Here is a 26,349-nt window from a genome sequence, read left to right as displayed (position 1 = left end):
GAGGAGTGTCATGAACGACGAGAGGCCGGGCGGATCGATCCGTATCGGCGACAGTGAGCGTGAGGACGCCGTCCGGCGTCTGGGCGAGCATTACGAAGCCGGCCGGCTGAGCGCGGACGAACACTCCGAGCGCGTCGAGCAGGCACTGAAGGCGCGCACCGGCGCCGACCTGGAGGGCCTGTTCGCAGACCTGCCAGGAGCACACCAGGCCGCAGCTGCCGGTGAGGGTGGTCAGGACAGCGAGGGCTGGGCCGGTCCGTGGGGCTGGCGCAGGCCACCGTGGACAGCACCGGAGAACGCCGCCGGCGCCAACGGGCCGGCGCGGCCGGAGTGGGCTCGGCGTGGGTTCCTTGGCCGTGTTCCCTTCCCGTTGCTGATCGTGCTTGGGGTGTTCGGCGTACTTGCCTCGATCGGGTGTGTGGTGGGTGGCGGGCATCCGCCGATCCTGCCGCTGGCGTTGATTGTGGCGGCTGTGTTCGTGGTGCGGAAGCGCCGGATGGAGCGCCGGGCATGAGGAACGTGTACCGGATTCTGGGGATGCTGATCGCGATCGCGGTTGTGCTGCAGGTCGCCTCGATCGCGCTGTCCGGGTTCACGATCGCGAAGGACGCCGACGACGGCACCTCGATCGGCGCCGACTACAGCAACTTCGGGCAGAGCTACCACAGCATCGCCGGTTCGGTGATCGCGCTGCTCGCGCTGGTGTTCCTGATCGTGTCGTTCCTGACCGACGTACCGCGGGGCCGCGTGCTGGCCGGGATCGTGGTCGGGCTGGTGGTCGTGCAGTTCCTGCTCGCGGTGGTGTCCTTCGGGCTGCCGGCGCTCGGCGTACTGCACGGGATCAACGGGCTCGCGATCGCCGGTGTGGCGAGTGCGGGCGCGCGGCGGGCCGCCGTACCGAATCAGCCTGTGACCAGTGGCTGACGTCAAGAACCGCCGGTGGGGCCGGCTGGTCGCTCTGGGGGTGACCCTGGCGGTACTCGTACCGCTCGGGTACCTCTGGGCGACCAGCCTGGTCCCGGGGGAGTACAACCCGGCGGAGATGGGGTACGCCGACTACGGCGGCGGACCGCCGATGGGTCATGAGCACCACGCGATGAGCGGCATGAGTGTCGCGGACCTGACGGGGCCGAAGACGGGTACGCCGAACGTGGACGTGACGCTCGTGGCGCGGAAGCAGAAATTCCAGCTCGCGTCCGGGGAGACGATCGACGGGTACACGGTAAACGGGACGTCACCCGGTCCGCTGATCCGCGCGCGGGTGGGCGATCTGGTGCAGGTCACGTTCGTGAACGAGTCCGTGAAGGACGGCGCCACGTTGCACTGGCACGGGATCGACGTACCGAACGCCGAGGACGGGGTCGCCGGGGTGACGCAGGACGCCGTACCGGTGGGTGGGAAGCACGTGTACCGGTTCAAGGCCACGCAGACGGGCACGTACTGGTACCACTCGCATCAGGTGTCGAGCGACGAGGTCAAAGGTGGGCTGTTCGGCCCGATCGTGATCGCTCCGGCAGCGGCCGGCGAGGTCATCGCGACGATCCACACGTACGACGGGAAGCGGACGCTCAACGGGCGCACCGGGACCGCCCGGGTGGAACTGCCGGCCGGTACGACGGCACGCGTGCGGGTGATCAACACCGACAACGCGATCCTCCGGGTCGGGCTGATCGGGACGCCGTACAGGGTGGTCGCGGTCGACGGTCGCGACGTCCACGGGCCGACGCCGGTGACGGCCGCCTATCCGCTGCCCGCTGGTGGACGGGTGGATCTCGAGGCGGTGGTGCCGGCCGGTGGGATGCGGCTGGTGGCCGGTACGTCGGCGTTGTCGCTCGGGATCGGGCCGGTCGACGCTCCGCAGGGTGAGCTGCAGGCGGAGACGGTGGATCTGCTGACCTACGGTACGACGGCGCCGATCGGGTTCGACCCGGCGAAGGCGGACCGGAACTTCGAGTACCGGATCGGGCGGCGGCCCGGGTTCCTGGACGGTGTGCCGGGGTTGTGGTGGACGATCAACGGCCACAAGTTCCCCGACGTACCGATGTTCATGGTCGCCGAGGGGGACGTGGTCCGGATGAAGATCTCCAACACCAGCGGCCAGGCCCACCCCATGCACCTGCACGGCCACCACGCCGTCGTCCTCTCCCGCAACGGCGTCGCGGCAACGGGTTCACCGTGGTGGGTCGACACCCTCGAGGTCGGCAACAAGGAGACCTACGAGATCGCCTTCGTCGCCGACAACCCCGGCCTCTGGATGGACCACTGCCACAACCTCCCCCACGCCTCCGAAGGCCTCATGACCCACCTCATGTACGAAGGCACCACCACCCCGTACCGAGTAGGCGGCAACTCCCACAACGAACCGGAGTGAAACCGCGCGGCCGCGGGCTGCGTCCATCGCACATGATGTTCCGGTGAGCGACCCAGACGATGACCTCCACGGCCGGCAGCTGCTCCTCTTGCTGCTGTTCTTCGGCACGGTCGGCGGCGGGCTGTACCTCCTCGGCTGGCTGACCCGGCCGAGCTTCCTCTACGACAACCCCCTGGTCTGCGCCGCGATCGCGGGCGGAGCCTGTTACCCCGCCCGCTTCCTGGCCGAGCGGTTCGCCTGGTGGAACCGCCTCGAGGAACGCCGCCAGGTGCGCAGGGAACAACGGCTGAAAGGCGCTCTGGCGGACGCCCGGCACCGGGCCCGGACCGGGAGCCGGCGGCGCATCGGGTGGGCCGAGGGCTTGATCCGGGCGGGCCGGCTGCTTGTCGGCGTGCCGATCGCGCTGGGTTCGCTGGCGATCCTGCCGTTGGGCATCGCGGCCGGAAACCACAACCAGCGACTGGTCGCCGAAGGGCCGGTCCTGCACGCCGTGGTCGTCTCGGTCGAGGAAGACAACTGGTCCAAGTACGGCGACGTGACGGTGAAGGTGGCACGTCCCGGGAACGGTATGCCGGTCGAGGTCGACGGCGGCAACGAGCTGGATCCGGTGCCCGCGGTCGGGGACCGGATCGACGTGGTCGACGACCCTGAGAATCCGGAGTACATGGTCGCCGCGGCGGTCGACTGGTCGACGCCGTGGTGGGCCTGGCCGCTCGGCGTCGTCATCACCTTGCTGTGCCTGGGGATGGGCCTGGCGATCGCGTTCGGCTGACCTCAGGACGCCGCTTGGTCGTCGAGGCGCCGGGCCTGCGTGCGGTGCAGGGCGGCGATGCGTTCACACGCCGCGGTGATGGCTGCCCGCTGCGAGTCGTACGAACCCCACCACAACGGGTTGTCCGGCTGCGGGTCGAGTTCGTCGTCGACGTCGGCGTACCACTCGTCCGTCGTCCGGAACACCCGCGCATGTAGATGGTTGTCGTTCACCGCCACACTCCTGGAGTGAGAACCGTGTACCTCTTCAGGATGTGACGGCGATCCGGGCGATCCGGTGAACGACACGCGGTTTACGTGACGAGGACCGTGATGCGCTGGGCGGTGTTGTTGGTGAAGCCGCCCCGGTTCCACGGGGCCTCGATGGGTTGTTCGCGGCCGCTGGCGTCGTACGCGCGGACCGTGAGGACATGCTCGCCGGGTGTTGCCTCCCAGTCGTAGGCGAACGCCCGCCAGGCGAGCTCGTCTTCGTTGCCAAGGGCACTCAACGTCGCCTCGTGCCAGTTCACGCCGGCATCGGTGCTGACCTCGACCCGTTCGATCGGCGCCCACCCGGACCACGCCCGGCCGAACAACGGAACGGTGCCCGCGGCAACGAACCGGTGCCGGCTCATGAAGTCCGGGAATCCCGGCGGGACCAGCAGCGCCCGCGGCTCGATCCGGGTGACCGCAACACCTTGGTCGTCGGCGTCCGTGCGGATCCGGTACGCGACCGCGTTCTGGAACCCGTCGAACGTATGGTCGATGACCTCGATCGACCGCAGCCACTTCACGCTCGCCATCCCGTACCAGCCCGGTACGACGAGGCGCAGCGGGTACCCGTGCTGCGGAGGCAACGGCGCACCGTTCATCTCCCATGCGACCAGCGCGCCGGAGTCGATCGCCTCCTCCACCGACAATCCACGTTGGTAGTCCTGCTCGACGCCGCGCTCCACACCATGGTCCGCGCCGGTGAACACCACATCCACAGCGTCGGAGCGAAGCCCGGCCAGCCGCAGCAGATCGGACAACAGCACGCCCGTCCACTCCGCCGTACCGACCGCCTCCGACAACCACGGCTGACTGATCGGCCGCGGCTGCAGCGTCGCGCGGCCGTTGCCGGCGCACTCCAACGTGACCCGGACGGTACGGCGTCCCATCGCGCGCATCTCGGTCAGCCCGAAGGCCAACGGTTGCTCGACGCACCCGTCCACGCTCAGCAGCCAGTCGCCCGCATTCGTTGCCGGGATGTCGTAATGCACCAGCACGTAATGCAGTCCCGGCGGCGTCACGTCGTACCTCAGGCCCTCCAGCGGCATCCCGTGATTCCGGGCCGCCAGTTGCAGCTCGTCGGCCGTGATCCCCTCACCCGTGTCCGCCAACCGCCCCCGCACACTGAAATTCTCGATCGACATCGCAGATCCCCTCCCCTGGGATAACTAACCCTAGAGGTAGAGACCGGCTACAACCACCCGTTGTCGAGGGCGATGCGCGCGGCTTCGGCCCGGGTCCGGGCGCCGGTCTTGCCGATGGCGGCGGAGAGATGGTTGCGCACGGTGCCTTCGGACAGGTGCAGTTCCTTGGCGATGTCGGCGACGGTGCCTCCCTCCCGGGCGGCCCGCAGGACGTCGGACTCGCGGCCCGTCAACGGGCTGGTACCAGCCACCAGGGTCTCGGCGGCGAGCGACGGGTCGACCACGCGGAGCCCCTGATGCACCCGTCGTACGGCGTCCGCCAGCTGCGTCGCGGGCGTGTCCTTGACGACGAACCCGACCGCGCCGGCCTCCATCGCGCGCCGCAGGTACCCGGGCCGTCCGAACGTGGTCACCATCAGCACCCGCACCCCGGGTACGGCGGCCCGCAGCGCGGCGGCCGCCTCGATGCCGTCCAGCCCGGGCATCTCCACGTCGAGGAGCGCGACATCGGGCCGGGCGTTCTTCGCGGCCTCGATCACCTCGTCGCCGCGGCCGACCTCGGACACCACCTCCAGGTCGGGCTCGAGGTCGAGCAGGGCGGCGAGGGCGCCGCGCACGAGCGCCTGGTCGTCGGCGAGCAACAGTCGGATGGTCACAGCCCTATCCTCACAGGCTCATCCTCAACGGTCCTCACAGGTCCGCACGCGTGGTCACGGACCGACCTTGACTGCCAGCCGGAACCCGCCGCCCGGCGCCTCGCCGACCTCAACCCCGGCACCGACCTGATCCGCCCGTTCCCGCAGCCCAATCAGTCCGTGCCCCGAAGCGCCCCCGCCCGGCGTCGGCCCCTTGCCGTCGTCGAGTACTTCGATCTGCGCCGCGGTGATGCGGATCGTGCAGCGCTTCGCGCCGGAGTGCCGTACGACGTTCGTGACGCCTTCCCGCACCACCCAGGCGAACAGCTCGCGGTTCGCCTCAGGTACTTCGTCGACCGTGGTTGGCAGATCCGCCTTGATCTCCGCGGCCTGCAGGGCGGCCCGCGCCGAGACGAGCTCACCGGCCAGGCTCAGCTCGCGGTACCCGGCGACCGCGGCCCGTACGTCGGCCAGCGCGGCCCGGGCCAGGCTCTCGACGTCTGCGACCTCCGCGGCGGCCCGCTCCGGGTTCGCCGCGATCAGCTTGCCGGCCAGCTCGGCCTTCACCGTGATGACGGTGAGCGAATGGCCGAGGATGTCGTGCAGGTCGCGGGCGAACCGGTTCCGCTCCTCCTGGACGGCCAGTTCGGCCATGTCCTTGCGGGCCGCGTTCAGCTCGATACTGCGCTGGATCGCCCGTCGCATGCCGAACACGGCCAGCGCGCCGAGGAAGATCGCGAAGCCGAAGCTGCCGTCGTCGGACCAGCCCGGCACCACCCGCATCGCCAGTTCGACGCCGCCGAGCAGCAGCGCGACGACGCCGACGGCGATCCGGAGGTCGAGCGCCATCATCGCGACCGCGGAGATGTACACCAGGCAGGTCAGCGCCTGCTGACCCGCTGACGGCAGCAGCAGGAGGCACAGGGCGAGCATCCCGCCGAGGTACAGCAGCCGCTGCCAGGTCGGCATCCCTCGGGAGCCGATGCCGACCCAGCGGATCCACCCGAAGAACCCGAGGTACGCGAGCGCGAACAGAGCGAGCGTGACCAGCCCGAGGACCCGGGTCGTGCCGTCCCGGCGGACGATCTCCTCGAACGGCTGGTTCAGGTAGAACAACCAGACCCCGGCGGCCAGCCAGCCCCACCGCCCACGTCCTGGGCGGCCGCTGCGCTCGGCGAGCGCGTCCATCAGGGTCGGCGAAGTCTTCACGCTGGTCACGCTATCGCCCTGATCCTCAGGGACGGATGCTTCAGCCACGGATGGTTCTGTCACGGACGTTTCCCGTCACGGATGGTTCAGCCACGGATTGTGTCGGGCGCGGAGGTGTCACGCGCGGGCGGTGTCGGCGCGGTAGCGGCGGAGTCCGATGAACCCCAGGACGACGGTCCAGCCGATCACCACTAGCAGCGCGTGGGTGTCCACGCCGCCCGCCGTCAGCGCACTCCGCGAGGTCTGGCCGGTCCAGTACGCCGGCGTGAGCTGGGCGATGTGCTTCATGACCGACGGCATCTGGTCGACCGGCAGCCAGAGGCCGCCGAAGGCCGCGATCAGCATCGTGCTCAGGCCGGTGATCGGCTGCACGCTGTCCGGCTTCGCGATGTACCCGATGACCAGGCCGATCGCCGCGAACGGCAGCGCGCCGAGCCACGACACCAGCGCGACCGTCAGCCACTGCGTAGCGCTCAGGTGCACGTGCCCGAAGGTCATGCCGCACAGGAACACCACGATGAGCGGCGGAACCGCCAGTAGCAGGCTCAGGATGACCTTGTTCACGACGTACGCCTGGGGCTTCAGCGGCGTGAGCCGCAGCGTCCGGTTCCAGCCGCCGTCGCGTTCGGCCGCGATCACGCCGCCGCTGCTCATCGCCGCGGACATCGAGCCGAACATCGCCATACTGACCATCACGTACGCGATCGCGGAGATCCCGGCCTCGTTGGCGTCCTGCGGCAACGTCATGCCGAAGATCGCGAACAGCACCAGCGGCATCAGGATCGAGAAGATCAGCACCCGCCGGTTCCGCAGGGTGCGGCGGATGTCGAAGATGAGGTAGTCGCGGTTCATGCCAGGGTCTCCTGTGCCTTGTTCTGGTCGGCCTTGTTCTGGTCGGTGATCGCGAGGACCGCGTCCTCGAGGTCGGCCGAGGTGACTTCGATGTCGTGGGCCTTGGTGTTGCCCAGCAGGTGCCGCAGCGTGTTGTCGGAGTCGGCGCACTGCAGCAGGACCACGTCGCCGCGGGTCTCGACATTCCGTACGCCGGGCAGCGATGCGAGGGCAGCCAGATCGGCGCCGGGGATCGTGGCGCGGATGGTCCGGCCGGAGACGCTCGCCTTGATCTGCGCGGCGGTGCCGTCGGCAACGACCTTGCCGTTGCGCATCAGCACCACGCGGTCGGCGTACGCGTCCGCCTCTTCGAGGTAGTGGGTCGCGAACAGCACCGTACGGCCGAGGGCGGTCTCGGCGTGCATCGACGCCCAGAAGTCGCGGCGGGCCTCGACGTCCATCCCGGTCGTCGGCTCGTCCAGCACGATCAGGTCGGGCTGCGGGATGATCGCCATCGCGAACCGCACCCGCTGCTTCTGGCCGCCGGACAGGCCCTTCATGGTCCGCTTGGTGAGGTCGGCGATCCCGGCCCGTTCGAGCGCCTCCTCGACCGGCATCGGGTCGTTGTGCAGGCCGGCCACCAGGTTCAGGAGTTCGCCGACCTTGGCGTCCTCGATGATCCCGCCGCTCTGCAGCATCACGCCGACCTGGCCCTTGGCGATCGCGTCGGTCGGCGTACCGCCGTACACCTGCACCGTGCCCTGATCCGGCTTCACCAGCCCGAGCAGCATCTCGATCGTGGTCGACTTCCCGGCGCCGTTCGGCCCCAGCAACGCCACCACCTCACCGGCCCGGATGGTCAGATCCACCCCGGCGACGGCCTGCACATCCGCATATCTCTTGGTCACACCCCGCAGGCTGACCGCAGTCGTTGTCGTCATACCTAGAAGCCTGCTGGAGCCGGCCGTCGCAACCCTGGATCGCTCGTCACGACCCACCCATGACATCCGTCAGCCGGGTGCGGGTGAGACCTGGCACCGGGTGGCTTGCGGTGGTGGACTCGTGATCTGGGGAGAAAGTCGGCAACTGATGGGTGAGAGGGAGCGTCCAGTGAAGTGTTGACGTAGGGATTGCGATCGGGGTGGCTGAAGTGGGTACTGGAGCGCGCGGTGCGGCGGGAATCGTGCACGGCGGGGTGGGTGTGCGGCGGACGCGGGGTGGACTGCCGGCGGGGATTCGGGTGCGGGTCGCCGTACCCCGGCACGCACGCGCTGCGCGGGAGTCGGCGGATGGGCGCGAGGAGAGCGGTGCGATGGCGACGTTGACGGTGTGGAAGTTCGAGACCTGGGACGGGGCCAACCAGGCGATCGGGACGTTGGAGAGTCTGGCGAAGCAGAAGCTGATCCGGATCCATGACGCGGCCTCGGTGTCGTGGCAGCCGGAGAAGCGGCGGCCGCGGACCCGGCAGGTGCGGAACATGACAGGGCCGGGAGCGGTCGGTGGGATGTTCTGGGGGATGCTGTTCGGAACGATCTTCCTGATGCCCTGGGCGGGAGCCGCGATCGGCGCGGCGGCCGGAGCGGTGGCGGGCTCCCTGATCGACGTCGGGATCGACGACGACTTCATCAAGGAGGTCCGCGCCCAGGTCACGCCGGGGACGTCGGCGCTGTTCCTGCTGTCCAGCGACGAGGTGGCGGACAAGGTCCGCGAAACCTTCCGGAGGACCGGCCTCCGGGCCAAGCTCATCCACACCGACCTGACCGACGACCAGGAAGCCGCCATCCACGAGCTGTTCGGGAACTGACTGGGTTCACCGTTTCGCGAAGTCCAGAGCGTGGAGCCAGTCCTCCTCTAGGAGGTCGTGGGTGCCGGGGCGGACGTGGTAGCCGATGCCGTTCGGGGCGAAGGCCGGCTGGGCGGCGACGACGGCCAGGTACTCGCCGATCGGGTCGGCCCAGGCGTCGTCCTCGGCGCTGGCGATGTACACCCGGCGCGGGGCGATGCTCGCGAGGAGCTGGTGCTGGTCGACGGGCAGGTTGTTCTCGTTCCCGGCGTACGTCGAGAACGACGGGACGAACCAGTGCGGGAACTTCGTGGTGATCGCGGCGATGTCCTCGCCACCCGGATGCCGGAACAGCGAGGCGCCGCAGCATCCGGACCCGTTGGCGACCGTAACCGCGAACCGCTCGTCCTGCGCACCCGCCCACAGCGCGGCCTTCCCGAGCCGGGAGTGCCCGAGCACGACCGGATTCGTGGTGTGGACTCTGTCCAGGTGTTCAGCGATGTCGAGCAGCCGCGACAATCCCCAGGCCCACGCGGCCACCGCGCCCCAGGACTCGGGCGTCTTGGTCGGGAACAGCGCGCGCACGCCGGGTGTGGTCGGGGCCGGGTCGTCCGGCTCGATCTGTTGATAGTCCACCGTTAGGACGGCGTACCCCGCCTCCAACACCGTTGCGTAAGGCTCTTCGTTGTCCTTGAAGTTGAGCGCGACGACCACCGGCGCGGAACTCGTTCCGGTCGGCAGATGCGTGATGGTGTCGAGCTCGAGGTTGCCCAGTGGGCAGGCGATCACGGCGTGGTGACGCAGGCGGTCGGCTGCGCCGTCGAGGACGCTGTTGTCCCGCGAACGCAGTACCAGGTCGGTCAGCTGCCCGCCTTCCGGCGTACGGCCGTAGATCGTCCGGGCGAACTCGTCGACGATGTGAGGTCCGATGGCCGGCAGCTGGGGAACCTCGGCGTGCCGCCACGCCTCAGGCAGCGATGCAATCCTCATAGAACAAGCACCTTAATCGGTTGACCGTACGGCGTCCCCGGTGTGAGGGTCACGTCCGTGACGGGTGTTCCGAAGCTGCATGACGACGAGGTGGAGATCGACTCCGTGGTGGTGGAGCGATTGCTGGCTGAGCAGTTCCCGCGCTGGGCGGGGCTGCCGGTCCGGGTGGTCGAGCGGTCGGGGACCGACAACGTGACGTTCCGCGTGGGTGACGACCTCGCGGTTCGCTTGCCGCGGACATCGCGGAACCAGGGTCAGGTGGAGATGGATCTGACGTGGATGCCGCGCCTGGCGCCGTACGTCTCGCTGCCGATCCCGGAACCACTCGAACTCGGTCAGCCGACAGAGGTCTATCCCTTCACCTGGGGCGTCTACCGATGGTTGCCTGGGGCACCGTTCTCCCCGGAGTCCATGGACGCGACGCAGGCAGCCCGTGAGTTGGCCGGCTTCGTACGGACCCTGCGAGAAGTCGACACCACCGGGGCGCCGGTTCCGGACGACGATCCGTTCAGCCGCGGTACGCCGCTGGCGCCACGGGATGACATGTTCCGCGAGGCGCTGGACGAGCTGCGGGACCACTTCGACACCGGCCACGTGCTGGCCGCCTGGGAGGAGTCCTTGGCGGCCGACACCTGGGACGGTACGCCGCGGTGGATCCACGGCGACCTGATGTCGGGCAACCTACTGGTTGCCGACGGCAAACTCTCGGCGGTGATCGACTTCGGCACGGCGCGCGCCGCCGACCCGGCCGGCGACGTACTGCCCGCATGGTGGCTGTTCGAAGGCGAATCCAGGAAGGCCTACCGCGAAGCACTCGAGGTCGACAACACCACCTGGCTCCGCGCCCGCGGCTGGGCGCTGTCCCTCGTGATCATCGCAATCCCTTACTACATGGGCCGTTTCCCCAACACCCTCCCCAACGGCCAGGACTCGGTAGCCGACATCCTCACCGACTTCCCTGCACACTAGCCGCCGCTTGCGCAAGGGTCTGTGGAGATCTGTGGATAACAGAATCCCTTGAAAATAAGAGGTTGTGGCTTTGAAAACTGTCGGTGGGGGTGTCTAGGCTTTACTGCATGAACCGACCGCCTGAGTTGATGAGCGACGCCGAACTGGCGCACGCTCTCGACCAGGCCGACGCCGACCTGGCGCGGATCGAGACCCGCCGGTTGCGGATTGTTGGGGCGATGGACAAGTCCGGGTACGCCGAGCGGGTCGGTGCCCGTGACATGGTGCAGTACGTGGAGTTCCGGTACCGCCTCGACCACTCGCGCGCCTTCCGCGATGTCCGGTTGGCCCGGGTGCTGCCTAAGTATGCGGCGGTCGTCGCCGCGCTGCCCGACACCGACTCGGCTGTGGTGGACGGGGTGATTCCGGAGGTGGTGTTGCGGCCGGCGCAAGCCGAAGCGATCGTGACCGCCCTGGAAAAGGTCCCGACGACGGTGCCGGTCGCCGACCTCGAGTTCGCCGAACAAGAACTGGTCCGCCTCGCCCGCCACCTGGCACCGACCGATCTGCGCAAGGCCGCCGACCAGTCCCGCGACATCCTGGACACCGACGGCCCCGAACCCGAAGAGGACAAGGCCGCTGCCCGCGAAACCCTCACCCTCAAGACCGCGGACCGGGGGGTGAAGTTCACCGGGTATCTGGCCAACGAGAACGCCGAGCTGTTCCGGACGCTCATCTTCACCGGCGCCCGCCCGCACAAGACCGTCGATGGTGAGCGTGACCCGCGCTCTCGCGAGAAGCGCCAAGCCGACGCCCTCACCACCACGTTGACCCTGGCCGCCACCGCCCTCGACGCAGGCACCCCCTCACCCACCATGCCCCGCCCCACCACACCAGCCAGCTCCCCGGCGGCCGACTCCCCGGAGACTGGTTCTACGGCCGCGGCAGCAGCCGACGCGGCGAACGGGTCGGCTGTTGGCTCGGACGGTGGGGCGGACCGTGCGGCGGCCGGCCGGAGCAGCGGTGCGGGTGGTTGTGCGGTGGCTGGTGTGGGTGGTGACGTGGTGCCCGGGTTCGGCGCGAAGGCGAACCTCACCGTCACCATCGACTTCCAGGACCTCAAGGCGGCCACCGCGGACGCGATCGGGCACACCGTCTACAGCAACGGCCTGTCCGCAGCGACCATCCGCCGATTGGCGTGTGATGCGAAGGTCATCCCGGTCGTGCTCGGTTCCAACTCCGAACCCCTCGACGTCGGCCGCCGCGAACGCCTCGTCACCAAGGCCATCCGCCGCGCCCTGAACACCCGCGACCGCGGCTGCGTGATCTGTAACGCGCCGCCGGTCATGTGCGACGCGCATCATCTGATCTCCTGGATCGACGGCGGTCAGACCAAGGTCGAGAATCTCGCCCTGGTCTGTCGCCGCCACCACACCGACCTGCACAACGGCCACTGGACCATCACCATCACCAACGGCAAAGTCCACGTCACCAGACCCACCTGGGCCGACCCGGCAACCACTCGCCGACATCGCCCAAACCCACCAACAACCACACCGGCACCACCACAGGCACCCGACCCGCGAGCCAGCGGCTCACGGGCGAACGAATCACGGGCCGATCACTCACCGCCTGGCAGTTCACCGCCCGGCGAGTCACCGGCTGATGACCTGTTGCCCGAGGACGCACTGCCCGAGGGCTCGCGGGCCAATCACTTGCGGGCTGATCACTCAGCGCCGGAGGTCCCGTGGGCTGCCGACTCACGAGCGGACCACTCACCGCCCGGCGACTCCGGGGCCGATCGCCTATTGCCCGAGGGGTCGCGAGCCGATCCGTCACCGCCTGGCGAGTCTCGGGTCAACCACTCGCGGGCCGGGTCCTCACCGGCCAGCGAGTCATCGGCCTGCGACTCGCTGGCCAACGGCTCACGCGACGCGACGTACCTGGCGATCTGGGGCGACGACCCTCCGGTCGACCGTAAGGCGGAGTCGGCGCGTCGAGGCTCGGACAGGACGCCGCTCGACCCATGGGGCGAGACCGTCGAAGTCGCCTGAGCCACGGCCGGCCCGATGCGCCGTAAAGGTCGCCGCAAGCACATTGCCGCTAGCAAGCACCGACCCCGCCTGACGCTGAACAGCAGGATCCCTGGAGGGCGAGCTTCAGCTAGCGGCTGGCTGTCAGGCGGTACGTGCGGTAGGTGTGGCACATGCGGCGCTGGCCGGCCGCCGTACGGCTTGCTCGGGTGACGCCCTGTGGGGTTCGCGTGAGTTGCCACATCTGCGGGCGGATGACGCGGCTCGCTGCCGCTATCGACAACCGGTCGCCCGATCTGGCCCAGCAGAACGCCGACACCGGACGGCCGCCGTCGGCGCGTGGTGGGTGGTTGATGAGGTCACCGCGGAAGGAGTTGGCGGGACCACCTATGGGATGGGCTGGGCGGGCTCGGGTTGGGGCGGTCAGGTGTGGAGGGTGGGGCGGTAGATGAGCTCCTGGGTCTGGCCGTCGAGGGTGCGGCTCTCGATCAGTTCCAGGTCGAGTTCGGCTGCGTCCTCGAAGATCCGGCCCAACCCGCCCTTGCCCGTGACCACCGGGAAGATCGTCACCTGAACGCGGTCGACCAGGCCGGCGGCGAGTAGTGCCCGGTTCAGGGTCAGGCTGCCGTGCGAGCGCAGCGGTACGTCCGACTCCTTCTTGAGGCGGGCGATGGCCTCGATGGGATCGCCGTTCAGGACGGTGGCGTCCGGCCAGTCGAGTGTTCCTTCGAGGGTGTTCGACACCACCGTCGTCGGCAGGTTCCGCATCCGGGTGACCCACGGGTCCCGTGTCTCGGACCCTTCGGAGCTTGCGGCCAGCATCGCCGCCATCCCCCGAAAGGTGTTGGCCCCGAGGACCAGCCGCTGCTCTTCGTTGAACTGGCCGAGGCGGTGTTCGAGAAACTCCGGACCTTGCTTCCCGAAGTAGCCACCGAACGACCGGCTGTTCGAGTAGCCGTCGAGGCTGGAGAAGATGTCGAAGGTGTAGCTGGCGGTCATGATGTTCTCCCCTGGTTTGGTGGGTGCCTCTTCGGCGCCCTCACCACTACTACGAGCACGTCGGCCCCGATCCGACACCCCTCCCAGATCAGATGCTGTCAGCTGGGTGCGAGGAGCGTACTTCAGCGACGGTTCGCGCTAAGCACATGCTGGGTCGAGCGTGATGGGGACGAGGTCGACGCGGTTACCAGAGCTTGTCGATGTGGCCCGGGTGGAGCGGGATGCGGGTGTGGTGGAACGTCGGGGCGGCTTCGCGGACCAGGTCGTCCGGTGGGGCGTCGGTCGCAGGTGTTCGAGATGGAGGATGCGGCCAGGCTTCGTTGTGCAGTGCGTGGATCTGGTGGCGGAGGGGTTGGGGTACGGCGGCTTCGGGGTGGGACTCGAGGTGCATCAGGTGGTCTTGAGTGTGTGGAGGCCCTGCCAGAGGAGGTCTTGGAGGGTGCGGGCCACCTTTTCGGGGGTGGGGGGTGCGGCGGCGCGGGTGCGCCAGATGGCGAGGCGTTCGGTGGCGCCGGAGATGCTTTGGGCAACGATCTGGATCTCGTCGTCGTCGGCCGGGCGGCCGGCGGGGACGTTCATCCGGACCATCGTGGCGATCAGTTCGATGAAGGCCGCGCGTACCTCGTCGGTGGCCTCCGCGGCCGGGCCGGCGCTCAGCATGCCCTCGTCGACCAGGACTGACCAGGCCTGCGGGTGCTCGTCGAGGAAGCGGAACCAGGCCAGGAACCCGGCGTACAGGGCGTCCTCGGCGTCGGCCGCGGCCATCACCGCGTCGGACACGGTGTCCAGCAGTTGGCCGCGGAGTCGGGCGAGTACGGCGAGGAACAGGCCGTCCTTCGAGCCGTAGTACTGGTAGATCAGCGGCTTCGACACCCCGACCTGTGCGGCGACGTCGTCCATCGAGGTGCCCTGGTACCCGCGCTCGCCGAAGATCCGTTCGGCGGCCTCCAGGATCTCCCGTTCCCGCGCGGCCCGGTCGCGTCGGCGCTTGGGTGGGCCTGGGGGAACCGTGGTCGAGGTCACTTGCGCAGTCTAACTGACTCCGAGTAACTTACTGCGAGTAAGTTCCGACCGGTAACTTCCACAACGGAGAACCTCATGGGCGAGCGGCATCGGATCGTGGTGATCGGCACCGGGTTCGCGGGCATCGGGATGGCGGTCCGGCTGAAGCAGGCCGGGTACGACGACTTCGTCGTACTGGAGCGCGCCGAGGACGTCGGCGGCACCTGGCGGGACAACACGTACCCGGGCTGCCGGTGTGACGTGCCGTCGCACCTGTACTCGTTCTCGTTCGCCCCGAATCCCGACTGGTCGTCGACGTTCTCGCCGCAGCCCGAGATCGAGGACTATCTGCGTAACGTCACCGAGTCGTACGGCGTTCGCCCGCACATCCGCTTCGGCAACACGGTCGAGTCGGCGCGCTGGGTGGACGGCGCCTGGCAGATCACCACGAACCAGCAGACGTTCACCGCGGACATCGTGCTGTCGGGGATGGGCCCGCTGGCGGAACCGTCGTACCCGAAGCTTCCCGGCATCGAGGACTTCGAGGGCGAGGTCTTCCACTCCGCCCGCTGGAACCACGACCTGAACCTCAGCGGTCGCAAGGTCGCCGTGATCGGCACCGGTGCGTCGGCGATCCAGTTCGTGCCGGCGATCCAGCCCGAGGTCGAGGAACTGCACCTGTTCCAGCGGACGCCGCCGTGGGTGATGCCGCGGCCCGACCGCAAGATCACCGCGACCGAGAAGGCGATCTTCCGGCGGTTCCCGCTGGTGCAGAAGGCGGTTCGGGCCGGGATCTACTGGGGTCGCGAGTCGATGGTGCTTGGGTTCGCCAAGCTGCCCGCGATCATGAAGCAGGTGCAGAAGGTCGCCGAGAAGCATCTCGCGCACCAGGTTCGCGACCCGCTGCTGCGGGCCAAGCTGACACCGGACTTCACCCTCGGCTGCAAGCGCGTGCTGATCTCCGACGACTACTACCCGGCGCTCGCGCGGCCGAACGTCGAGGTCGTCACCGACGGCATCGCCGAGGTGACGCCGACCGGCATCGTCACCACCGAGGGCGTGAAGCACGAGGTCGACACGATCGTCTACGGCACCGGATTCAAGGTCACCGATCTGCCGGTGATGGACATGGTGCACGGCCGTGGCGGCGTTTCGCTGCGCGAGGCGTGGGCGGACGGCATGGAGGCCCATCTCGGTACGGCGATCGCGGGCTTCCCGAACTTCTTCATGCTGATCGGTCCGAACACCGGCCTCGGGCACAGCTCGATGGTGTTCATGATCGAGTCCCAGATCGCGTACATCGTCGACGCGCTGCGGACCATGGACGCGAAAGGCCTGAAGCAGGTCGAGGTACGGCGGGACGTCCAGCGTGCCTTCGTCGACGGCGTACGGTCGTCGATGCGCAACACCGTCTGGACTCGCGGCGGCTGCACCAGCTGGTACCTGGACTCGGAGGGGCGCAACACGACCATCTGGCCGTCGTTCACCTTCCGGTTCCGGCAGCTCACCCGGCGCTTCGATCCCGGCGAATATCAGACCCTCGCTATGTGACATCGATCGTGTTACATTCGATCGGTCGGATAGTCCGGTGGATCGGAGTGCACGGTGCTGCCACTGCATGGGATCGGCGGTCGAGGGGACCTGTCGGTGCCGTTGTGGCTGGCGATCTACTCCGCCGGCGCCGCGGTCGCCGTGTCGTTCTTCGCGCTCGCCGCGTTCTGGTCGCGGCCGCGGTTCGAGAGGACCGTAGGACGCCCGCTCGAGGTCCTGACCCGGATCGTCGACCACCCGGCGACCCGCGTCGTACTGAAGCTGGCCGGTCTCGTCGCACTGGTGTTCCTGCTCGGGGCCGCGTGGTTCGGCAACCCCGAGCCGTCCCTGAATCCGGCGCCGACCTGGCTGTACGTGTGGATCTGGGTCGGCATCATCCCGCTCTCGCTGCTCTGCGGACCGATCTGGCGACTGGCGAACCCGTTGCGCACGATCGCAGGCCTGGTACGGCGTGCGTCGTACCGACCGCTCCCGGGCGGGATCGCGTACTGGCCCGCAGTGGCCGGTCTGGCCGGCTTCCTCTGGCTCGAACTGGTGTACCCGGACGGCTCCGACCCGCGTGTGGTCGCGATCTTCATCACGACGTACGCCGTCCTGAATGTTGCCGCAGGCATCGTTTACGGCCCGTCCTGGTTCGCGATCGGCGACAGCTTCGAGGTGTACGCCGAGACGCTCGCCCGACTGAGCCCGATCGGCCGCGGCGCCCGAGGCCGGCTCGAACTACGGAACCCGCTCGCCGGACAGGCGACGATGCCGCAACAACCGTGCATCGTCGGACTGCTGTGTCTGCTACTCGGATCAACGGCCTTCGATGGCATCTCCCGCTGGTCGGCGTGGACGCGGCTGACGGGTGGGCTCGACCACATCCCGGCTTACACACTGGGGTTGATCGCCGCAGTCGCGATCGTCACGGCCCTGTTCCTGCTCGCCGCGCGGACGACCGGCGCGGCGCAGATCCGGCCCGGGGCGGTCGGGGGCGCCGGGCTGCCGGGGGCGTTCGTGCATTCGCTGGTGCCGATCGCGATCGGGTACGCCGTCGCGCACTACTTCTCGTTCGCGATGTTCCAGGGTCAGGAGGGCTGGCTGCTCGCGACCGACCCGTTCGGGCGCGGCTGGGACCTGCTCGGGACGAGCGGGACGCGGATCGACTACGCGTTCCTCGGGACCGGGCTGATCGCGGGGGTCCAGATCGGTGCGATCGTGCTCGGACACGTACTTGGGGTCGTGTCCGCGCACGATCGCGCTGCCGACCTGTTCCGGCGCCGGCAGTTGCGGAGAGCGCAGTACCCGATGCTGGCCGCGATGGTCGCGTTCACAACCGGCGGAATCGCCCTGGTGACGGCGTCATGATCGCCTTGCACATGGGTGGTATCCCTGAGACCGCGATGGTTCTCGGCCCGATCCTGCTGATCCTCGCCTTCGTCCGCATCGCCCGCCGCAACGAAGCAAACCTCCCGGACGACGAGGACGACTGGAACTCCGACCTAGGCGACCTGCCCCAAAAACTGCCCGACGAGGCCAACCACGACGACCACACCAACCAGCAGGCCTGGCGGCGTTGAATGGGACGCGCGGTCTGAAGGGTCCTCGGTACGTCGACCGTGACGATGACCTCGACCACCGGGCAGGGGCGGCTCGCGGTCAGCACGGTCGTGTACACGTATCGCGCCGGCACGAGCACGCGCTGGTGGCCACGCGGTACGTCGCCTCGCAGGGTGAAATGCGAGGCCCGGCAAACCCCCTGCGGTTCGCCGGGCCTCACTGTCCCCGTTGGCTCAGGTTCTGTTGGTTCAGGCGGCCAGGGCCGGTTCGTAGTAGCCGCTGACGCGGGCCGGAGCGGTGGTGCGGGCCAGTTCGGCGAGCCGGGCGCAACCGGCGGCGAGGGCGGCCTCGAGGGTCGGCCAGGCGTCGACGCACCAGTACGGGTCGTCGGGCTGCCGGTCGTTGTCGTCGTCGATGTCGGCACACCAGCCGCCGGAGCGGACGCGGTGGACATGCAGTCGGAGGTTCATCGGATTCAGCTTTCAGAACGGCAGTGGGCGGCCGGACGGGGTCCGGAGGTCGAGGGTCTGAGTTTGTGTCCGGGTCTGGCGGGTCGTGGTGGTGCGGGGCCGCCGACGGATCTGGATCTGGCGCATCCTCTTCCTCCTGCCTGGTTGTGTTCTGGTAGCTATACGCTCGCGCATGAGGACCGGTTCACACATGCGGAGGATTACCTATCTGACCCCTGAGCTTCCCTCAGAAATACTTACCTCCCCTCAGGGAGGATGCAGGGGTGGACAGTTTGCTGAGCCGCTGGGGCCTTCAGGGGTACGACGTACGCCCGCTCACCGAAGGCACGAACAACACCGGCTACTACGTCGGCGACGAGTTCGTACTACGCATTCATCGCAACGCGATCACTCCAACGTACGAGCACGCAGTACTGAGGGCTCGTTCCAGCGCGGGTACCTCGACGCGTTTCCGCTGACCCGCGGCGAGCTGTCCGCGCTCCGCGAGCTCGAACTGATGCGCGAGGCAACGAGTCTCGTGCATTGGTACGGGCGGTACGTCGACGGGCAGATCACCGCCGAGAACCTCGCCGACCGCGCGGAACGCCTGCGGAGGGTGAAAGACTGGGCGAGTGAGCGCTGACATGCTGTCCAGGTTGTGCCAGGTGCCGGTGCCCTCCGGGGCGGTGATCTCGGCGGACGGCCGCCGGATCGCGTACGTGCTGAGGACCGTCGACGAGGACGCCGACGCCTACCACCTGGCGATCTGGACGATCGACGCCGACGGGGGAGCGCCGAAGCTCTGCACCGAAGGATCGTGACCCGCCTGGTCCCCGGACGGTCGCCAACTCGCCGTACTCAAGGAGAACCAGCTCTGGCTGATCGACCCGGACACCGGCGACGGCCGCCAACTGACGGATCGTGAGCTCGGCGCCGGCGCGGCGGCCTGGAGCCCGGACGGCACCCGCATCGCGTTCTCGGCCGCAGTCAACCTGCGGAGAGACGACGGTACGCCGTACGCGGCGAGCGATCCCGTGGTGACGCGACGGTTGGGCTACCGTGACGGCACGCTTCGTGGGTACCGGCGGCCGCATCTGTTCGTGATCGAGCTCGCGACCGGTAAGACGACGCAGGTGACCGACGGCGACTGGTCCGCGCACTCACCGGTCTGGTCCCCGGACGGAACTCAATTGGCGTTCGCGGGCCTGCGAGACGCCCGTACCGACAATTCGTTGTCCACGGCACCTTTCGTGCTGACCCCCGGCGATGAGCCGAGACGTGTGGGCACCGAGGACATGCTTCGCGCCCTGACTTGGGCGCCCGACGGCGACGCGCTGATCATGGCCCGCCTCGCGGCCCGCTCGGAAACCCAGCCTCGCCTGCTCCGCGTACCGCTGGACGGCTCTGCAGCCACCGATCTGCTCGAAGAGATCGACTACGGCAGCACTCTCTCCGCGCCGACGACCACCTCGGACGGCCGTGTCCTCACCACCGTCAACGAGCGCGGCACCACCCGCGTCTACGAGCTCGACCCGCTGCGCGCACTGACCGACGAGGAACAGATCTGGATCACCGCGCTCTCCGCAGCAACCACTCGGGCCGCGATCACGTACGCCTCCCCGGACACGTACGGCGAGGTAGCGATCCTCGACCTGTCGACCGGCGTCCACAAGGTGCTCACGTCGTACACCGCCGATGCCCTGCACGACGTCGACTGGGCCCGCCCCGAGCCGCGCACCTTCCAGATCTCCGACGGCACGACGGTCTCCGGCTGGCTGTTCAAGTCCGATTCGCAACGGCCTGGTCCGCTGCTGCTGGACATCCACGGCGGGCCGCACGGCTGGTGGGCGCCGTTGATGCAGCTCGGCCAGCCGTACCAGCTCGCTCTCGCCGCAGCCGGATGGTCCATCCTTCTCCTCAACCCCCGGGGCAGCGACGGCTTCGGCGACGACTTCCACGCCGCTGTCTACGCCAAACAAGGCTTCGGTGACGAGGCGGACCTGCTCGAGCCCATCGACCAATTGGTTGCCGAGGGCATCGCAGATCCGGACCGTCTGGCCGTCGCGGGCTACAGCTACGGCGGATACATGACGAATTGGCTCACGGCGCACGCCACCCGCTTCCGCGCGGCGGTGTCCGGCGGCGGCATGTGCGACCTGGTCAGCCTCGGCGGTACGGCGGACGTCGGCGTCGGCATGATGGACCTGATCTACGGCGGCACCGATCCCGCGGTCCTCCGCCCGCAATCGCCGTACGAGAGCGTCCGGGACGTCCGTACGCCGACGCTCATCCTGCACGGCGCCGACGACGATCGCAGTCCGGTGGGTCAGGCCGAGCAATGGTTCGCGGCGCTGCACACCCAAGAAGTCGAGACCGAGCTCGTTCTGTACCCAGGCGCCGGCCACCTGTTCCTGTCGTCAGGCCGTCCGTCGCACCGGCTCGACTACTCCCGCCGTACGTTCGCCTGGCTCACCGACCGCGTCTAACCAGTGGAGGGCAGGGCCTTCGGATCGAGCCCGAGCTCCTCGTAAGCGACGATCTCGATCTCGCGGGCCATCGCCTCCCGGAACGCCGCGACCAGCGCCTGGCCCGCCAGCGGGATGATGCCCTCGAGCGTGCGCTGGATCTCAGGCCAGCCCTCCGTAGGCATGCCGGCGTTGGTGAAGTCGCGCCACACGGTCGAGCGGAACAGTTCGACGTACGTCTTGGCGACCGCGTCGGCCTGCGCGAACAGCTTCGGCAGCATCTCGAAGATCGCCTCCAGCGGGACCCCGAGCTTGATCACCTCGAGGCCGGTCCGTAGCAGGTCCGAGTTCGCGATCCGGAGCCGTCCGTCGTCCAGCCGCTCGGCGATCCCGAGCTCGACCAGCCGCTCGATGACCGCGGGATCGTGCGGTACGCCGGCCCGCTCCGCCAGCTGGAGCTCGTCGAGCACCTCGGGCTCGGCCGGGGTCCAGGGGTTCACCAGGGTCTCGAAGACACCGAGCGCCATCGCGCCGTCGGGCAGTTCGCCCAGCATCCGCTCGACCGCGGCCAGCGTGTACCCCTTGGCGAGCAGCTCGCGGACCAGCGTCAGCCGGGCCACGTGATCCTGGCCGTAGTACCCGGTCCGGCCGGCCAGGCGGGGCGGCGGGATCAGGCCGCGCCCGGCGTACGCGCGCACGTTCCGGACCGTCATGCCCACCTTTGCGGCGAGCTGGTCGACAGTGAGCTCTTCTTCCACTCTTGACAGTCTTCCAGACTCCACGTTACATAGTAGATGTAACATGCCGCATGGCGCATGCCTCATGTTCTGAAGGAGTCTGATGGCGATCCCGCTGGCGACCACCGGTACGGCGACGTTCGACCAGATCGCGATCGTGACCGGCGTGGTCGGGCTGCTGTACGTCGCACTCGCCGTGCTGCTGTGGCGCGAACGCACCGGCCACGTCACGCTGGTAGGTAGGTTCGCGGACACCATCGGGAGACTGGACGGAGTCCCCCGATGGGCCGCGCTCACGCCGTACCTGCATGCCGTCTCGCTGCTCGCCTGCGCGTTCGGGGTCTGGTGGGACATCGCGGTGCACATCGACGAGGGCCGCGACACCGGACCGTTCGGGACGCCGGCGCACTACCCGATCTTCTTCGGGATCCTCGGCGTGATCGTCTCCGGCGTGCTGCCGATCGCACTCGCGGGCAAGCCGCTGCCGGCCCGGACGATCAAGCTGACCAAGGGTTGGCGGATCCCGTGCAGTGCCGCTCTGATCACGGTGTGCGGCACGTTCGCGCTGGTCGGGTTCCCGCTCGACGACGTCTGGCACCGGCTGTTCGGCGAGGACGTCACGCTCTGGGGACCGACCCACCTGCTGATGATCGGCGGCGTGGTCTTCTCGATCTTCGCGCGGTTGCTCGCGATCGCCGAGGTCGAGCAGTTGAGGGGCGCCAACCTGCGGCGGCTGCTCCAGGAGATCGTGGCGGTCGGAGCGTTGCTGATCGCGTGGGATCTGTTCAGCACCGAGTTCAACTACGGCGTACCGCAGTTCCCGCTGATCCTGCAGCCGCTGCTGATCGTGTTCGGGTCCGCGATGGCCTTCACGATCCTGCGGGCGCGCCGCGGTCCGGGGACGACGTTCGCCGCGCTGGCCGTGTACTTGGTGATCCGCGGCGGGATCGCGTGGGCGGTCGCCGAACCGCTCGGCGAGATCGTCGGGCACTTCCCGTTGCTGATCGTCGAGGCGCTCCTGGTCGAGGCCGTGGCGTTTGCCCTCGGCAACAAGAACCGCTTCCGGCTGGGGCTCGTCTCCGGTCTGCTGATCGGCACGGTCGGGGTGGTCGCGGAGTACGCCTGGAGCCACGTCTGGATGCCGATCGCGTGGCCGTCGTCGATGCTGCCGTCCGCGATCGGGTACGGCGTGATCGTCGGAGCCGGCGCCGGCCTGGTCGGGGCGTGGCTCGCGACCCGGTACGCCGAGGTGGCCGGCGAGGAGCGCGCGATCGGGATCAAATACATCCGGCCGGTCGCGGTACGGCGTACTCATCAACTGGGTGCGGTCGGACTGGTCGCGGTCGTGGCGACGGTGTTCTTCTGTGTTCCGCGGACGGCGGACGCGGGCGTGTCCGGGGTCGTGTCGTTGGAGCGGGTGGCCACGGGGGCCGAGCCGACGGCGTACGTCACGATCACTCTCACGCCTGGTGACGCGGCCGACGGTGCGCGGTGGTTCGAGGCGCTTGCCTGGCAGGGCGGTGGGCTGGTGTTCCACCCGATGGAGAAGGTTGCCGACGGCACGTATCGGTCGGCGGAGGCGCTGCCGATGTACGGGAAGTGGAAGTCGATGATCCGGCTGCACCAGGGGTCGCGGGACATGGTCGCGAGCTGGGTGTACGCCCCGGAGGACCTGGCGATCGCGAAGCCCGCGATCCAGGTGTCGAACGGGCAGACGGTCGAGTTCATCAACGAGCAGCAGGTGTTGCGCCGCGAGGAACGGACCGACGTGCCACGATGGATGTGGAACGCTGGCTACGCGCTGCTCGCGGTCGTCGGGCTGCTCGAGATCATCGGGATCGCCTGGCTGGTCGGGCGCGGCGCCCGCGGCGGGCGGATGCGGGCGGCTCATCTGGCGGCCGGCGAACGGGAACGGGAGACGGCGTGACGATCCAGTTGGAGCGGTCCGGGGTGACCGCCGCGGACGGAGTACGGCTGAACGTCGAGGTGGCCGGTCCGGCCGACGCGCCGGTCACGGTGCTGCTGGTGCACGGGTGGACCTGCTCGACGCGCTCCTGGCACAACCAGGTGGAAGGGTTGCCGCAGATCCTTGGGCCGGATGCCGTGCGGGTCGTCACGTACGACCACCGCGGACATGGTCGATCGGACGCTGCACCTGCCGGTACGACGCGACTCGATCAGCTGGCCGACGACCTGGTCACAGTCCTCGATGAGGTCGTCGGCGACGGACCGGTCGTGTACGCCGGCCACTCGATGGGCGGCATGACCTTGATGGCGGCCGCCGAGCAATACCCCGAACTGTTCGGCTCCCGCATCCGCGCAGCCGCCCTGGTCAGCACAACCTCCGGCCACCTCACCGAAGGAGCACTCGGGATCCCCGACCGCTTCGACCCCGCCGCCGCCCGCATCGCCCCACGGGTCCTCAACCGAGTAGGAAAACGAGCCGACCGCCACACCGAGACCGCAGGCGGGGTGCGTCGGGTCAGGCGGCTTGCTGTGAATCTGCAGCGGCCGGCTTTGCGGCAGGTGGTGTTCGGGAAGAAGCCGGATCCGGCGGAGGTCGATCTGTTCATGGCGGATCTGGCTGTGGTGCCCGGGGCGTCGTACGGCGGGTTCTTCGAGACCATGCTGGAGCACGACCGGGGGCACGCGTTGCAGGTGCTCGACGAGCTGCCGGTGGAGATCATGCACGGGACCCGCGACCGCCTGCTCCCGCCGCGGCACGCGAACCGGATCGCCGCCCAGCTCCCCACCGCCCGCCTCTGGATCTACCCCGGGGCCGGCCACATGCTCATGCAGGAGCGTCCCAGGGACGTCACCCATCGGCTGGCGTCCCTGGCCCGCAAGGTGAGCTGAGCTACTTCAGCTGGCCGCGGATGGCGCCTCCCGGGAACGGCGCGTTGTGGATGTTGACGTAGTACGCCTTCGGGTCGGCGGTGATCGCGGCGGCCAGGGCGGCGCTGATCGTTGTACAGCCCGCCGAGGGCGAGCTGGTGATCGCCAGCGGAATGACCACCGGCCCGGCGACGTGCCGCGCGGCGAGGTGGACATGCGCGGCGGTCGCGGGCTCGATGCCCTGCCAGGTCAGCGTCCAGCAGAACGTGGTGCCGTCGAGCGAGTAGCTGAAGAACCCGTGACCGTCCGGATCCGCGGCGGCCGCCTCCTGCTCTCCGTTCAACGGGATGGCTGGTTCGGCGCTCGCGGCCGGAAGACCGAGTGCGGTGGCCGCGAGGACGGTGGCCACAGCGGCGATGCTCGTGCGTACGGACATGATGCCTCCAGGTCTGGTGTGCAGGGGGCTCCCCTGTCGGGGACACGTCCGTACGGCGGGATCGGTTCAACGCACTTCGGATGAGAACCGCATCACGGCCCGCCGCGGTGTTCTCACCTACTCTCGACCTCGTGCAGAACCTTCTCTCGGATGTCGTGATCGTGGATCTGACCCGCGCGCTGGCCGGGCCGCATGCGGCGATGATGCTGGGCGATCTCGGGGCGCGGGTGATCAAGGTCGAGACGCCGAACGGCGGCGACGACAGTCGCGGCTGGGGTCCGCCGTTCGTGGACGGCGAGTCGACGTACTACCTCTCGGCGAACCGCAACAAGGAATCGGTGACCGCCGACCTGAAGTCCGACGAGGGCAAGGAGTTCCTGACCAAGCTGGTCCGGAAGGCCGACGTCCTGCTGGAGAACTTCCGACCCGGCGTCCTCGACCGGCTCGGCTTCTCCACCGAACGCCTGCACGAACTCAACCCCGGCCTGGTGATCCTGTCGATCACCGGGTTCGGTCACGACGGCCCCGAGGGTGGCCGCGCCGGGTACGACCAGATCGCCCAAGGCGAGGGCGGTCTGATGAGCATCACCGGCGAGACCGAGCCGACGAAGGTCGGTGCCCCGATCGCGGACCTGCTGGCCGGGATGTACGGCGCGTACGGCGCCCTCGCCGCGCTCCACGAGCGATCGATCACCGGCAAGGGCCGGGTCGTCCGGACCAGCCTGCTCGCCTCGGTCGTCGGCGTACACGCGTTCCACGGCACGAAGTGGACGGTCGCACACGAGCTCCCCGAACGCGTCGGCAACCATCACGCGCAGATCGCGCCGTACGGCCTCTATCGCACCCAGGACGACATCGTGCAGGTCGCGATCGGCAGCGAAGGCCTCTGGCGACTGTTCGCCCCGATCGTCGGCCTGGATCCGTTGGACGAACGGTTCGCGGCCAACTCGGACAGGGTGGCGCATCGGGACGAGCTGACCGCGTCGATCGAGGCCGCGTTCGCCGGAGCGCCGGCCGACGTGTGGCTGGAACGCCTTGCGGAGAAGGGGATTCCGGCCGGGAAGGTCCGCGACTTCCAGCAGGTGTACGACTGGGAGCAGACCCGCTCACAGGGCCTGCTGATCGACGTCGAGCACCCCACCCTCGGCACCATCCAGCTCCCCGGCCCGCCGCTGCGTTTCGACGACAACCACTATGCCGGCGCCCGCGAGACCAACCTCCCGCCGCCGCGCCTCGGCGAGCACGACGACGCGGTCCGAGCCTGGCTGGACTCCGAGTAGCGATCGCCACGCCATCACAAGTGGCGGGTCGCCGGCTCGCCAGGCGGGGCGCCGCGCTCGCCCGTCGGTTGTGATGGCCTGGCGGTCC

The 26,349-nt window shown here is 68.8% G+C and carries 30 protein-coding genes; 17 read left to right on the top strand and 13 right to left on the bottom strand.

Features of this window, described 5'->3' with window-relative positions:
- Positions 1-10 precede the first annotated feature (10 nt).
- From ACLJOO_RS27945 to ACLJOO_RS27930, 4 genes are read left to right on the top strand one after another with little or no spacing between them, the layout of a single operon-like run.
- Positions 11-514: a DUF1707 domain-containing protein gene (locus tag ACLJOO_RS27945; RefSeq protein WP_410790373.1), complete on the top strand. Its 504-nt coding sequence runs from the start codon at positions 11-13 to the stop codon at positions 512-514.
- Complete coding sequence (locus ACLJOO_RS27940) at positions 511-924, top strand: hypothetical protein (RefSeq protein WP_410790372.1); 414 nt, start codon at positions 511-513, stop codon at positions 922-924. The genes ACLJOO_RS27945 and ACLJOO_RS27940 overlap by 4 nt, the downstream gene beginning before the upstream one ends.
- Positions 917-2,371, top strand: coding sequence for a multicopper oxidase family protein (locus ACLJOO_RS27935; RefSeq protein WP_410790371.1), 1,455 nt, complete (start codon positions 917-919; stop codon positions 2,369-2,371). The genes ACLJOO_RS27940 and ACLJOO_RS27935 overlap by 8 nt, the downstream gene beginning before the upstream one ends.
- Positions 2,372-2,414: 43 nt before the next feature.
- Positions 2,415-3,143 (top strand): hypothetical protein, encoded by a 729-nt coding sequence (locus ACLJOO_RS27930; RefSeq protein WP_410790370.1) that lies wholly within the window; start codon positions 2,415-2,417, stop codon positions 3,141-3,143.
- Positions 3,144-3,145: 2 nt separating this feature from the next.
- Here ACLJOO_RS27930 and ACLJOO_RS27925 read toward each other — a convergent pair whose 3' ends face one another.
- The 6 genes from ACLJOO_RS27925 to ACLJOO_RS27900 form a co-directional block, all read right to left on the bottom strand.
- Positions 3,146-3,355 (bottom strand): hypothetical protein, encoded by a 210-nt coding sequence (locus ACLJOO_RS27925; RefSeq protein WP_410790369.1) that lies wholly within the window; start codon positions 3,353-3,355, stop codon positions 3,146-3,148.
- Positions 3,356-3,435: 80 nt separating this feature from the next.
- Positions 3,436-4,536, bottom strand: coding sequence for a sulfite oxidase (locus tag ACLJOO_RS27920; RefSeq protein ID WP_410790368.1), 1,101 nt, complete (start codon positions 4,534-4,536; stop codon positions 3,436-3,438).
- A 47-nt stretch (positions 4,537-4,583) separates the two neighbouring features.
- Positions 4,584-5,192 (bottom strand): response regulator, encoded by a 609-nt coding sequence (locus ACLJOO_RS27915; protein ID WP_410790367.1) that lies wholly within the window; start codon positions 5,190-5,192, stop codon positions 4,584-4,586.
- 54 nt (positions 5,193-5,246) lie between these two features.
- Positions 5,247-6,380, bottom strand: a complete 1,134-nt coding sequence (locus ACLJOO_RS27910) for a sensor histidine kinase (protein ID WP_410790366.1) — start codon at positions 6,378-6,380, stop codon at positions 5,247-5,249.
- 117 nt (positions 6,381-6,497) lie between these two features.
- On the bottom strand, positions 6,498-7,232 hold the full coding sequence (locus ACLJOO_RS27905; protein ID WP_410790365.1) for an ABC transporter permease: 735 nt from the start codon (positions 7,230-7,232) through the stop codon (positions 6,498-6,500).
- Positions 7,229-8,152, bottom strand: coding sequence for an ABC transporter ATP-binding protein (locus ACLJOO_RS27900; protein ID WP_410790364.1), 924 nt, complete (start codon positions 8,150-8,152; stop codon positions 7,229-7,231). Before ACLJOO_RS27900 ends, ACLJOO_RS27905 begins: the two co-directional genes overlap by 4 nt.
- Positions 8,153-8,361: 209 nt before the next feature.
- On the opposite strand from ACLJOO_RS27900, the gene ACLJOO_RS27895 reads away from it, so the two are divergent.
- Entirely contained in the window at positions 8,362-9,015 is a 654-nt protein-coding gene (locus ACLJOO_RS27895; RefSeq protein ID WP_410790363.1) for a DUF1269 domain-containing protein, read from the top strand.
- Positions 9,016-9,021: 6 nt separating this feature from the next.
- Here ACLJOO_RS27895 and ACLJOO_RS27890 read toward each other — a convergent pair whose 3' ends face one another.
- Positions 9,022-9,984: a hypothetical protein gene (locus ACLJOO_RS27890; RefSeq protein ID WP_410790362.1), complete on the bottom strand. Its 963-nt coding sequence runs from the start codon at positions 9,982-9,984 to the stop codon at positions 9,022-9,024.
- Positions 9,985-10,041: 57 nt separating this feature from the next.
- Here ACLJOO_RS27890 and ACLJOO_RS27885 point away from each other — a divergent pair, with 57 nt between their 5' ends.
- Positions 10,042-10,953, top strand: coding sequence for an aminoglycoside phosphotransferase family protein (locus ACLJOO_RS27885; RefSeq protein WP_410790361.1), 912 nt, complete (start codon positions 10,042-10,044; stop codon positions 10,951-10,953).
- A 107-nt stretch (positions 10,954-11,060) separates the two neighbouring features.
- Positions 11,061-12,986: a DUF222 domain-containing protein gene (locus ACLJOO_RS27880; RefSeq protein ID WP_410790360.1), complete on the top strand. Its 1,926-nt coding sequence runs from the start codon at positions 11,061-11,063 to the stop codon at positions 12,984-12,986.
- Positions 12,987-13,388: 402 nt separating this feature from the next.
- On the opposite strand, the gene ACLJOO_RS27875 is transcribed toward ACLJOO_RS27880, so the two are convergent.
- The 3 genes from ACLJOO_RS27875 to ACLJOO_RS27865 form a co-directional block, all read right to left on the bottom strand.
- On the bottom strand, positions 13,389-13,964 hold the full coding sequence (locus tag ACLJOO_RS27875) for a dihydrofolate reductase family protein (RefSeq protein WP_410790359.1): 576 nt from the start codon (positions 13,962-13,964) through the stop codon (positions 13,389-13,391).
- A 184-nt stretch (positions 13,965-14,148) separates the two neighbouring features.
- On the bottom strand, positions 14,149-14,355 hold the full coding sequence (locus ACLJOO_RS27870) for a hypothetical protein (protein ID WP_410790358.1): 207 nt from the start codon (positions 14,353-14,355) through the stop codon (positions 14,149-14,151).
- On the bottom strand, positions 14,355-14,987 hold the full coding sequence (locus ACLJOO_RS27865) for a TetR/AcrR family transcriptional regulator (protein ID WP_410790357.1): 633 nt from the start codon (positions 14,985-14,987) through the stop codon (positions 14,355-14,357). Before ACLJOO_RS27865 ends, ACLJOO_RS27870 begins: the two co-directional genes overlap by 1 nt.
- A gap of 75 nt (positions 14,988-15,062) precedes the next feature.
- Between ACLJOO_RS27865 and ACLJOO_RS27860 the strand changes: the two genes are divergently transcribed.
- The 3 genes from ACLJOO_RS27860 to ACLJOO_RS27850 are packed head-to-tail and all read left to right on the top strand — an operon-like array spanning position 15,063 to position 18,079.
- Positions 15,063-16,517, top strand: coding sequence for a flavin-containing monooxygenase (locus ACLJOO_RS27860; protein ID WP_410790356.1), 1,455 nt, complete (start codon positions 15,063-15,065; stop codon positions 16,515-16,517).
- Positions 16,518-16,571: 54 nt separating this feature from the next.
- Positions 16,572-17,867: a hypothetical protein gene (locus ACLJOO_RS27855; RefSeq protein WP_410790355.1), complete on the top strand. Its 1,296-nt coding sequence runs from the start codon at positions 16,572-16,574 to the stop codon at positions 17,865-17,867.
- Positions 17,864-18,079, top strand: a complete 216-nt coding sequence (locus ACLJOO_RS27850) for a hypothetical protein (protein WP_410790354.1) — start codon at positions 17,864-17,866, stop codon at positions 18,077-18,079. Before ACLJOO_RS27855 ends, ACLJOO_RS27850 begins: the two co-directional genes overlap by 4 nt.
- 228 nt (positions 18,080-18,307) lie before the next feature.
- Here the strand turns inward: ACLJOO_RS27850 and ACLJOO_RS27845 are convergent, their stop codons facing one another.
- On the bottom strand, positions 18,308-18,529 hold the full coding sequence (locus ACLJOO_RS27845) for a hypothetical protein (protein ID WP_410790353.1): 222 nt from the start codon (positions 18,527-18,529) through the stop codon (positions 18,308-18,310).
- A 263-nt stretch (positions 18,530-18,792) separates the two neighbouring features.
- Here ACLJOO_RS27845 and ACLJOO_RS27840 point away from each other — a divergent pair, with 263 nt between their 5' ends.
- The 4 genes from ACLJOO_RS27840 (at position 18,793) to ACLJOO_RS27825 (ending at position 20,994) form a co-directional block, all read left to right on the top strand.
- A complete protein-coding gene (locus ACLJOO_RS27840; RefSeq protein ID WP_410790352.1) occupies positions 18,793-18,987 on the top strand; it encodes a hypothetical protein in 195 nt (64 codons plus the stop codon).
- 38 nt (positions 18,988-19,025) lie between these two features.
- Positions 19,026-19,151, top strand: coding sequence for a hypothetical protein (locus tag ACLJOO_RS27835; RefSeq protein WP_410790351.1), 126 nt, complete (start codon positions 19,026-19,028; stop codon positions 19,149-19,151).
- A complete protein-coding gene (locus ACLJOO_RS27830) occupies positions 19,141-19,329 on the top strand; it encodes a hypothetical protein (RefSeq protein ID WP_410790350.1) in 189 nt (62 codons plus the stop codon). Before ACLJOO_RS27835 ends, ACLJOO_RS27830 begins: the two co-directional genes overlap by 11 nt.
- Positions 19,330-19,545: 216 nt before the next feature.
- Positions 19,546-20,994, top strand: coding sequence for a S9 family peptidase (locus ACLJOO_RS27825; RefSeq protein ID WP_410790349.1), 1,449 nt, complete (start codon positions 19,546-19,548; stop codon positions 20,992-20,994).
- Here the strand turns inward: ACLJOO_RS27825 and ACLJOO_RS27820 are convergent.
- Positions 20,991-21,731 carry a MerR family transcriptional regulator gene (locus ACLJOO_RS27820; protein ID WP_410790348.1) on the bottom strand — a complete coding sequence of 247 codons (741 nt, stop codon included), beginning with the start codon at positions 21,729-21,731 and terminating at the stop codon, positions 20,991-20,993. The two genes, ACLJOO_RS27825 and ACLJOO_RS27820, sit on opposite strands and share 4 nt — an antisense overlap.
- Before the next feature lie 82 nt (positions 21,732-21,813).
- On the opposite strand from ACLJOO_RS27820, the gene ACLJOO_RS27815 reads away from it, so the two are divergent.
- Both ACLJOO_RS27815 and ACLJOO_RS27810 read left to right on the top strand, forming a co-directional pair.
- On the top strand, positions 21,814-23,637 hold the full coding sequence (locus ACLJOO_RS27815) for a hypothetical protein (RefSeq protein ID WP_410790347.1): 1,824 nt from the start codon (positions 21,814-21,816) through the stop codon (positions 23,635-23,637).
- Positions 23,634-24,566, top strand: a complete 933-nt coding sequence (locus ACLJOO_RS27810; RefSeq protein WP_410790346.1) for an alpha/beta fold hydrolase — start codon at positions 23,634-23,636, stop codon at positions 24,564-24,566. The genes ACLJOO_RS27815 and ACLJOO_RS27810 overlap by 4 nt, the downstream gene beginning before the upstream one ends.
- 1 nt (position 24,567) lies before the next feature.
- Here ACLJOO_RS27810 and ACLJOO_RS27805 read toward each other — a convergent pair whose 3' ends face one another.
- The gene (locus tag ACLJOO_RS27805; RefSeq protein WP_410790345.1) at positions 24,568-24,981 is read right to left on the bottom strand and encodes a CHRD domain-containing protein; all 414 of its coding nucleotides are present in this window, start codon (positions 24,979-24,981) and stop codon (positions 24,568-24,570) included.
- Between the two features lie 131 nt (positions 24,982-25,112).
- Between ACLJOO_RS27805 and ACLJOO_RS27800 the strand changes: the two genes are divergently transcribed.
- The gene (locus tag ACLJOO_RS27800) at positions 25,113-26,261 is read left to right on the top strand and encodes a CaiB/BaiF CoA transferase family protein (RefSeq protein WP_410790344.1); all 1,149 of its coding nucleotides are present in this window, start codon (positions 25,113-25,115) and stop codon (positions 26,259-26,261) included.
- Positions 26,262-26,349 lie beyond the last annotated feature (88 nt).

It is taken from the genome of Kribbella sp. C-35 (assembly GCF_046549195.1).
Lineage (GTDB): Bacteria > Actinomycetota > Actinomycetes > Propionibacteriales > Kribbellaceae > Kribbella.
This window is presented reverse-complemented; position numbering and strand designations above follow the sequence as displayed.

Bases quoted from the DNA above. Each gene is read 5' to 3' on its own strand.
- ACLJOO_RS27945 (WP_410790373.1), top strand. From the start codon at position 11: ATGAACGACGAGAGGCCGGGCGGATCGATCCGTATCGGCGACAGTGAG.
- ACLJOO_RS27940 (WP_410790372.1), top strand. From the start codon at position 511: ATGAGGAACGTGTACCGGATTCTGGGGATGCTGATCGCGATCGCGGTT.
- ACLJOO_RS27920 (WP_410790368.1), bottom strand. From the start codon at position 4,536: ATGTCGATCGAGAATTTCAGTGTGCGGGGGCGGTTGGCGGACACGGGT.
- ACLJOO_RS27905 (WP_410790365.1), bottom strand. From the start codon at position 7,232: ATGAACCGCGACTACCTCATCTTCGACATCCGCCGCACCCTGCGGAAC.
- ACLJOO_RS27900 (WP_410790364.1), bottom strand. From the start codon at position 8,152: ATGACGACAACGACTGCGGTCAGCCTGCGGGGTGTGACCAAGAGATAT.
- ACLJOO_RS27890 (WP_410790362.1), bottom strand. From the start codon at position 9,984: ATGAGGATTGCATCGCTGCCTGAGGCGTGGCGGCACGCCGAGGTTCCC.
- ACLJOO_RS27880 (WP_410790360.1), top strand. From the start codon at position 11,061: ATGAACCGACCGCCTGAGTTGATGAGCGACGCCGAACTGGCGCACGCT.
- ACLJOO_RS27875 (WP_410790359.1), bottom strand. From the start codon at position 13,964: ATGACCGCCAGCTACACCTTCGACATCTTCTCCAGCCTCGACGGCTAC.
- ACLJOO_RS27870 (WP_410790358.1), bottom strand. From the start codon at position 14,355: ATGCACCTCGAGTCCCACCCCGAAGCCGCCGTACCCCAACCCCTCCGC.
- ACLJOO_RS27860 (WP_410790356.1), top strand. From the start codon at position 15,063: ATGGGCGAGCGGCATCGGATCGTGGTGATCGGCACCGGGTTCGCGGGC.
- ACLJOO_RS27850 (WP_410790354.1), top strand. From the start codon at position 17,864: ATGATCGCCTTGCACATGGGTGGTATCCCTGAGACCGCGATGGTTCTC.
- ACLJOO_RS27845 (WP_410790353.1), bottom strand. From the start codon at position 18,529: ATGAACCTCCGACTGCATGTCCACCGCGTCCGCTCCGGCGGCTGGTGT.
- ACLJOO_RS27835 (WP_410790351.1), top strand. From the start codon at position 19,026: ATGCGCGAGGCAACGAGTCTCGTGCATTGGTACGGGCGGTACGTCGAC.
- ACLJOO_RS27815 (WP_410790347.1), top strand. From the start codon at position 21,814: ATGGCGATCCCGCTGGCGACCACCGGTACGGCGACGTTCGACCAGATC.
- ACLJOO_RS27805 (WP_410790345.1), bottom strand. From the start codon at position 24,981: ATGTCCGTACGCACGAGCATCGCCGCTGTGGCCACCGTCCTCGCGGCC.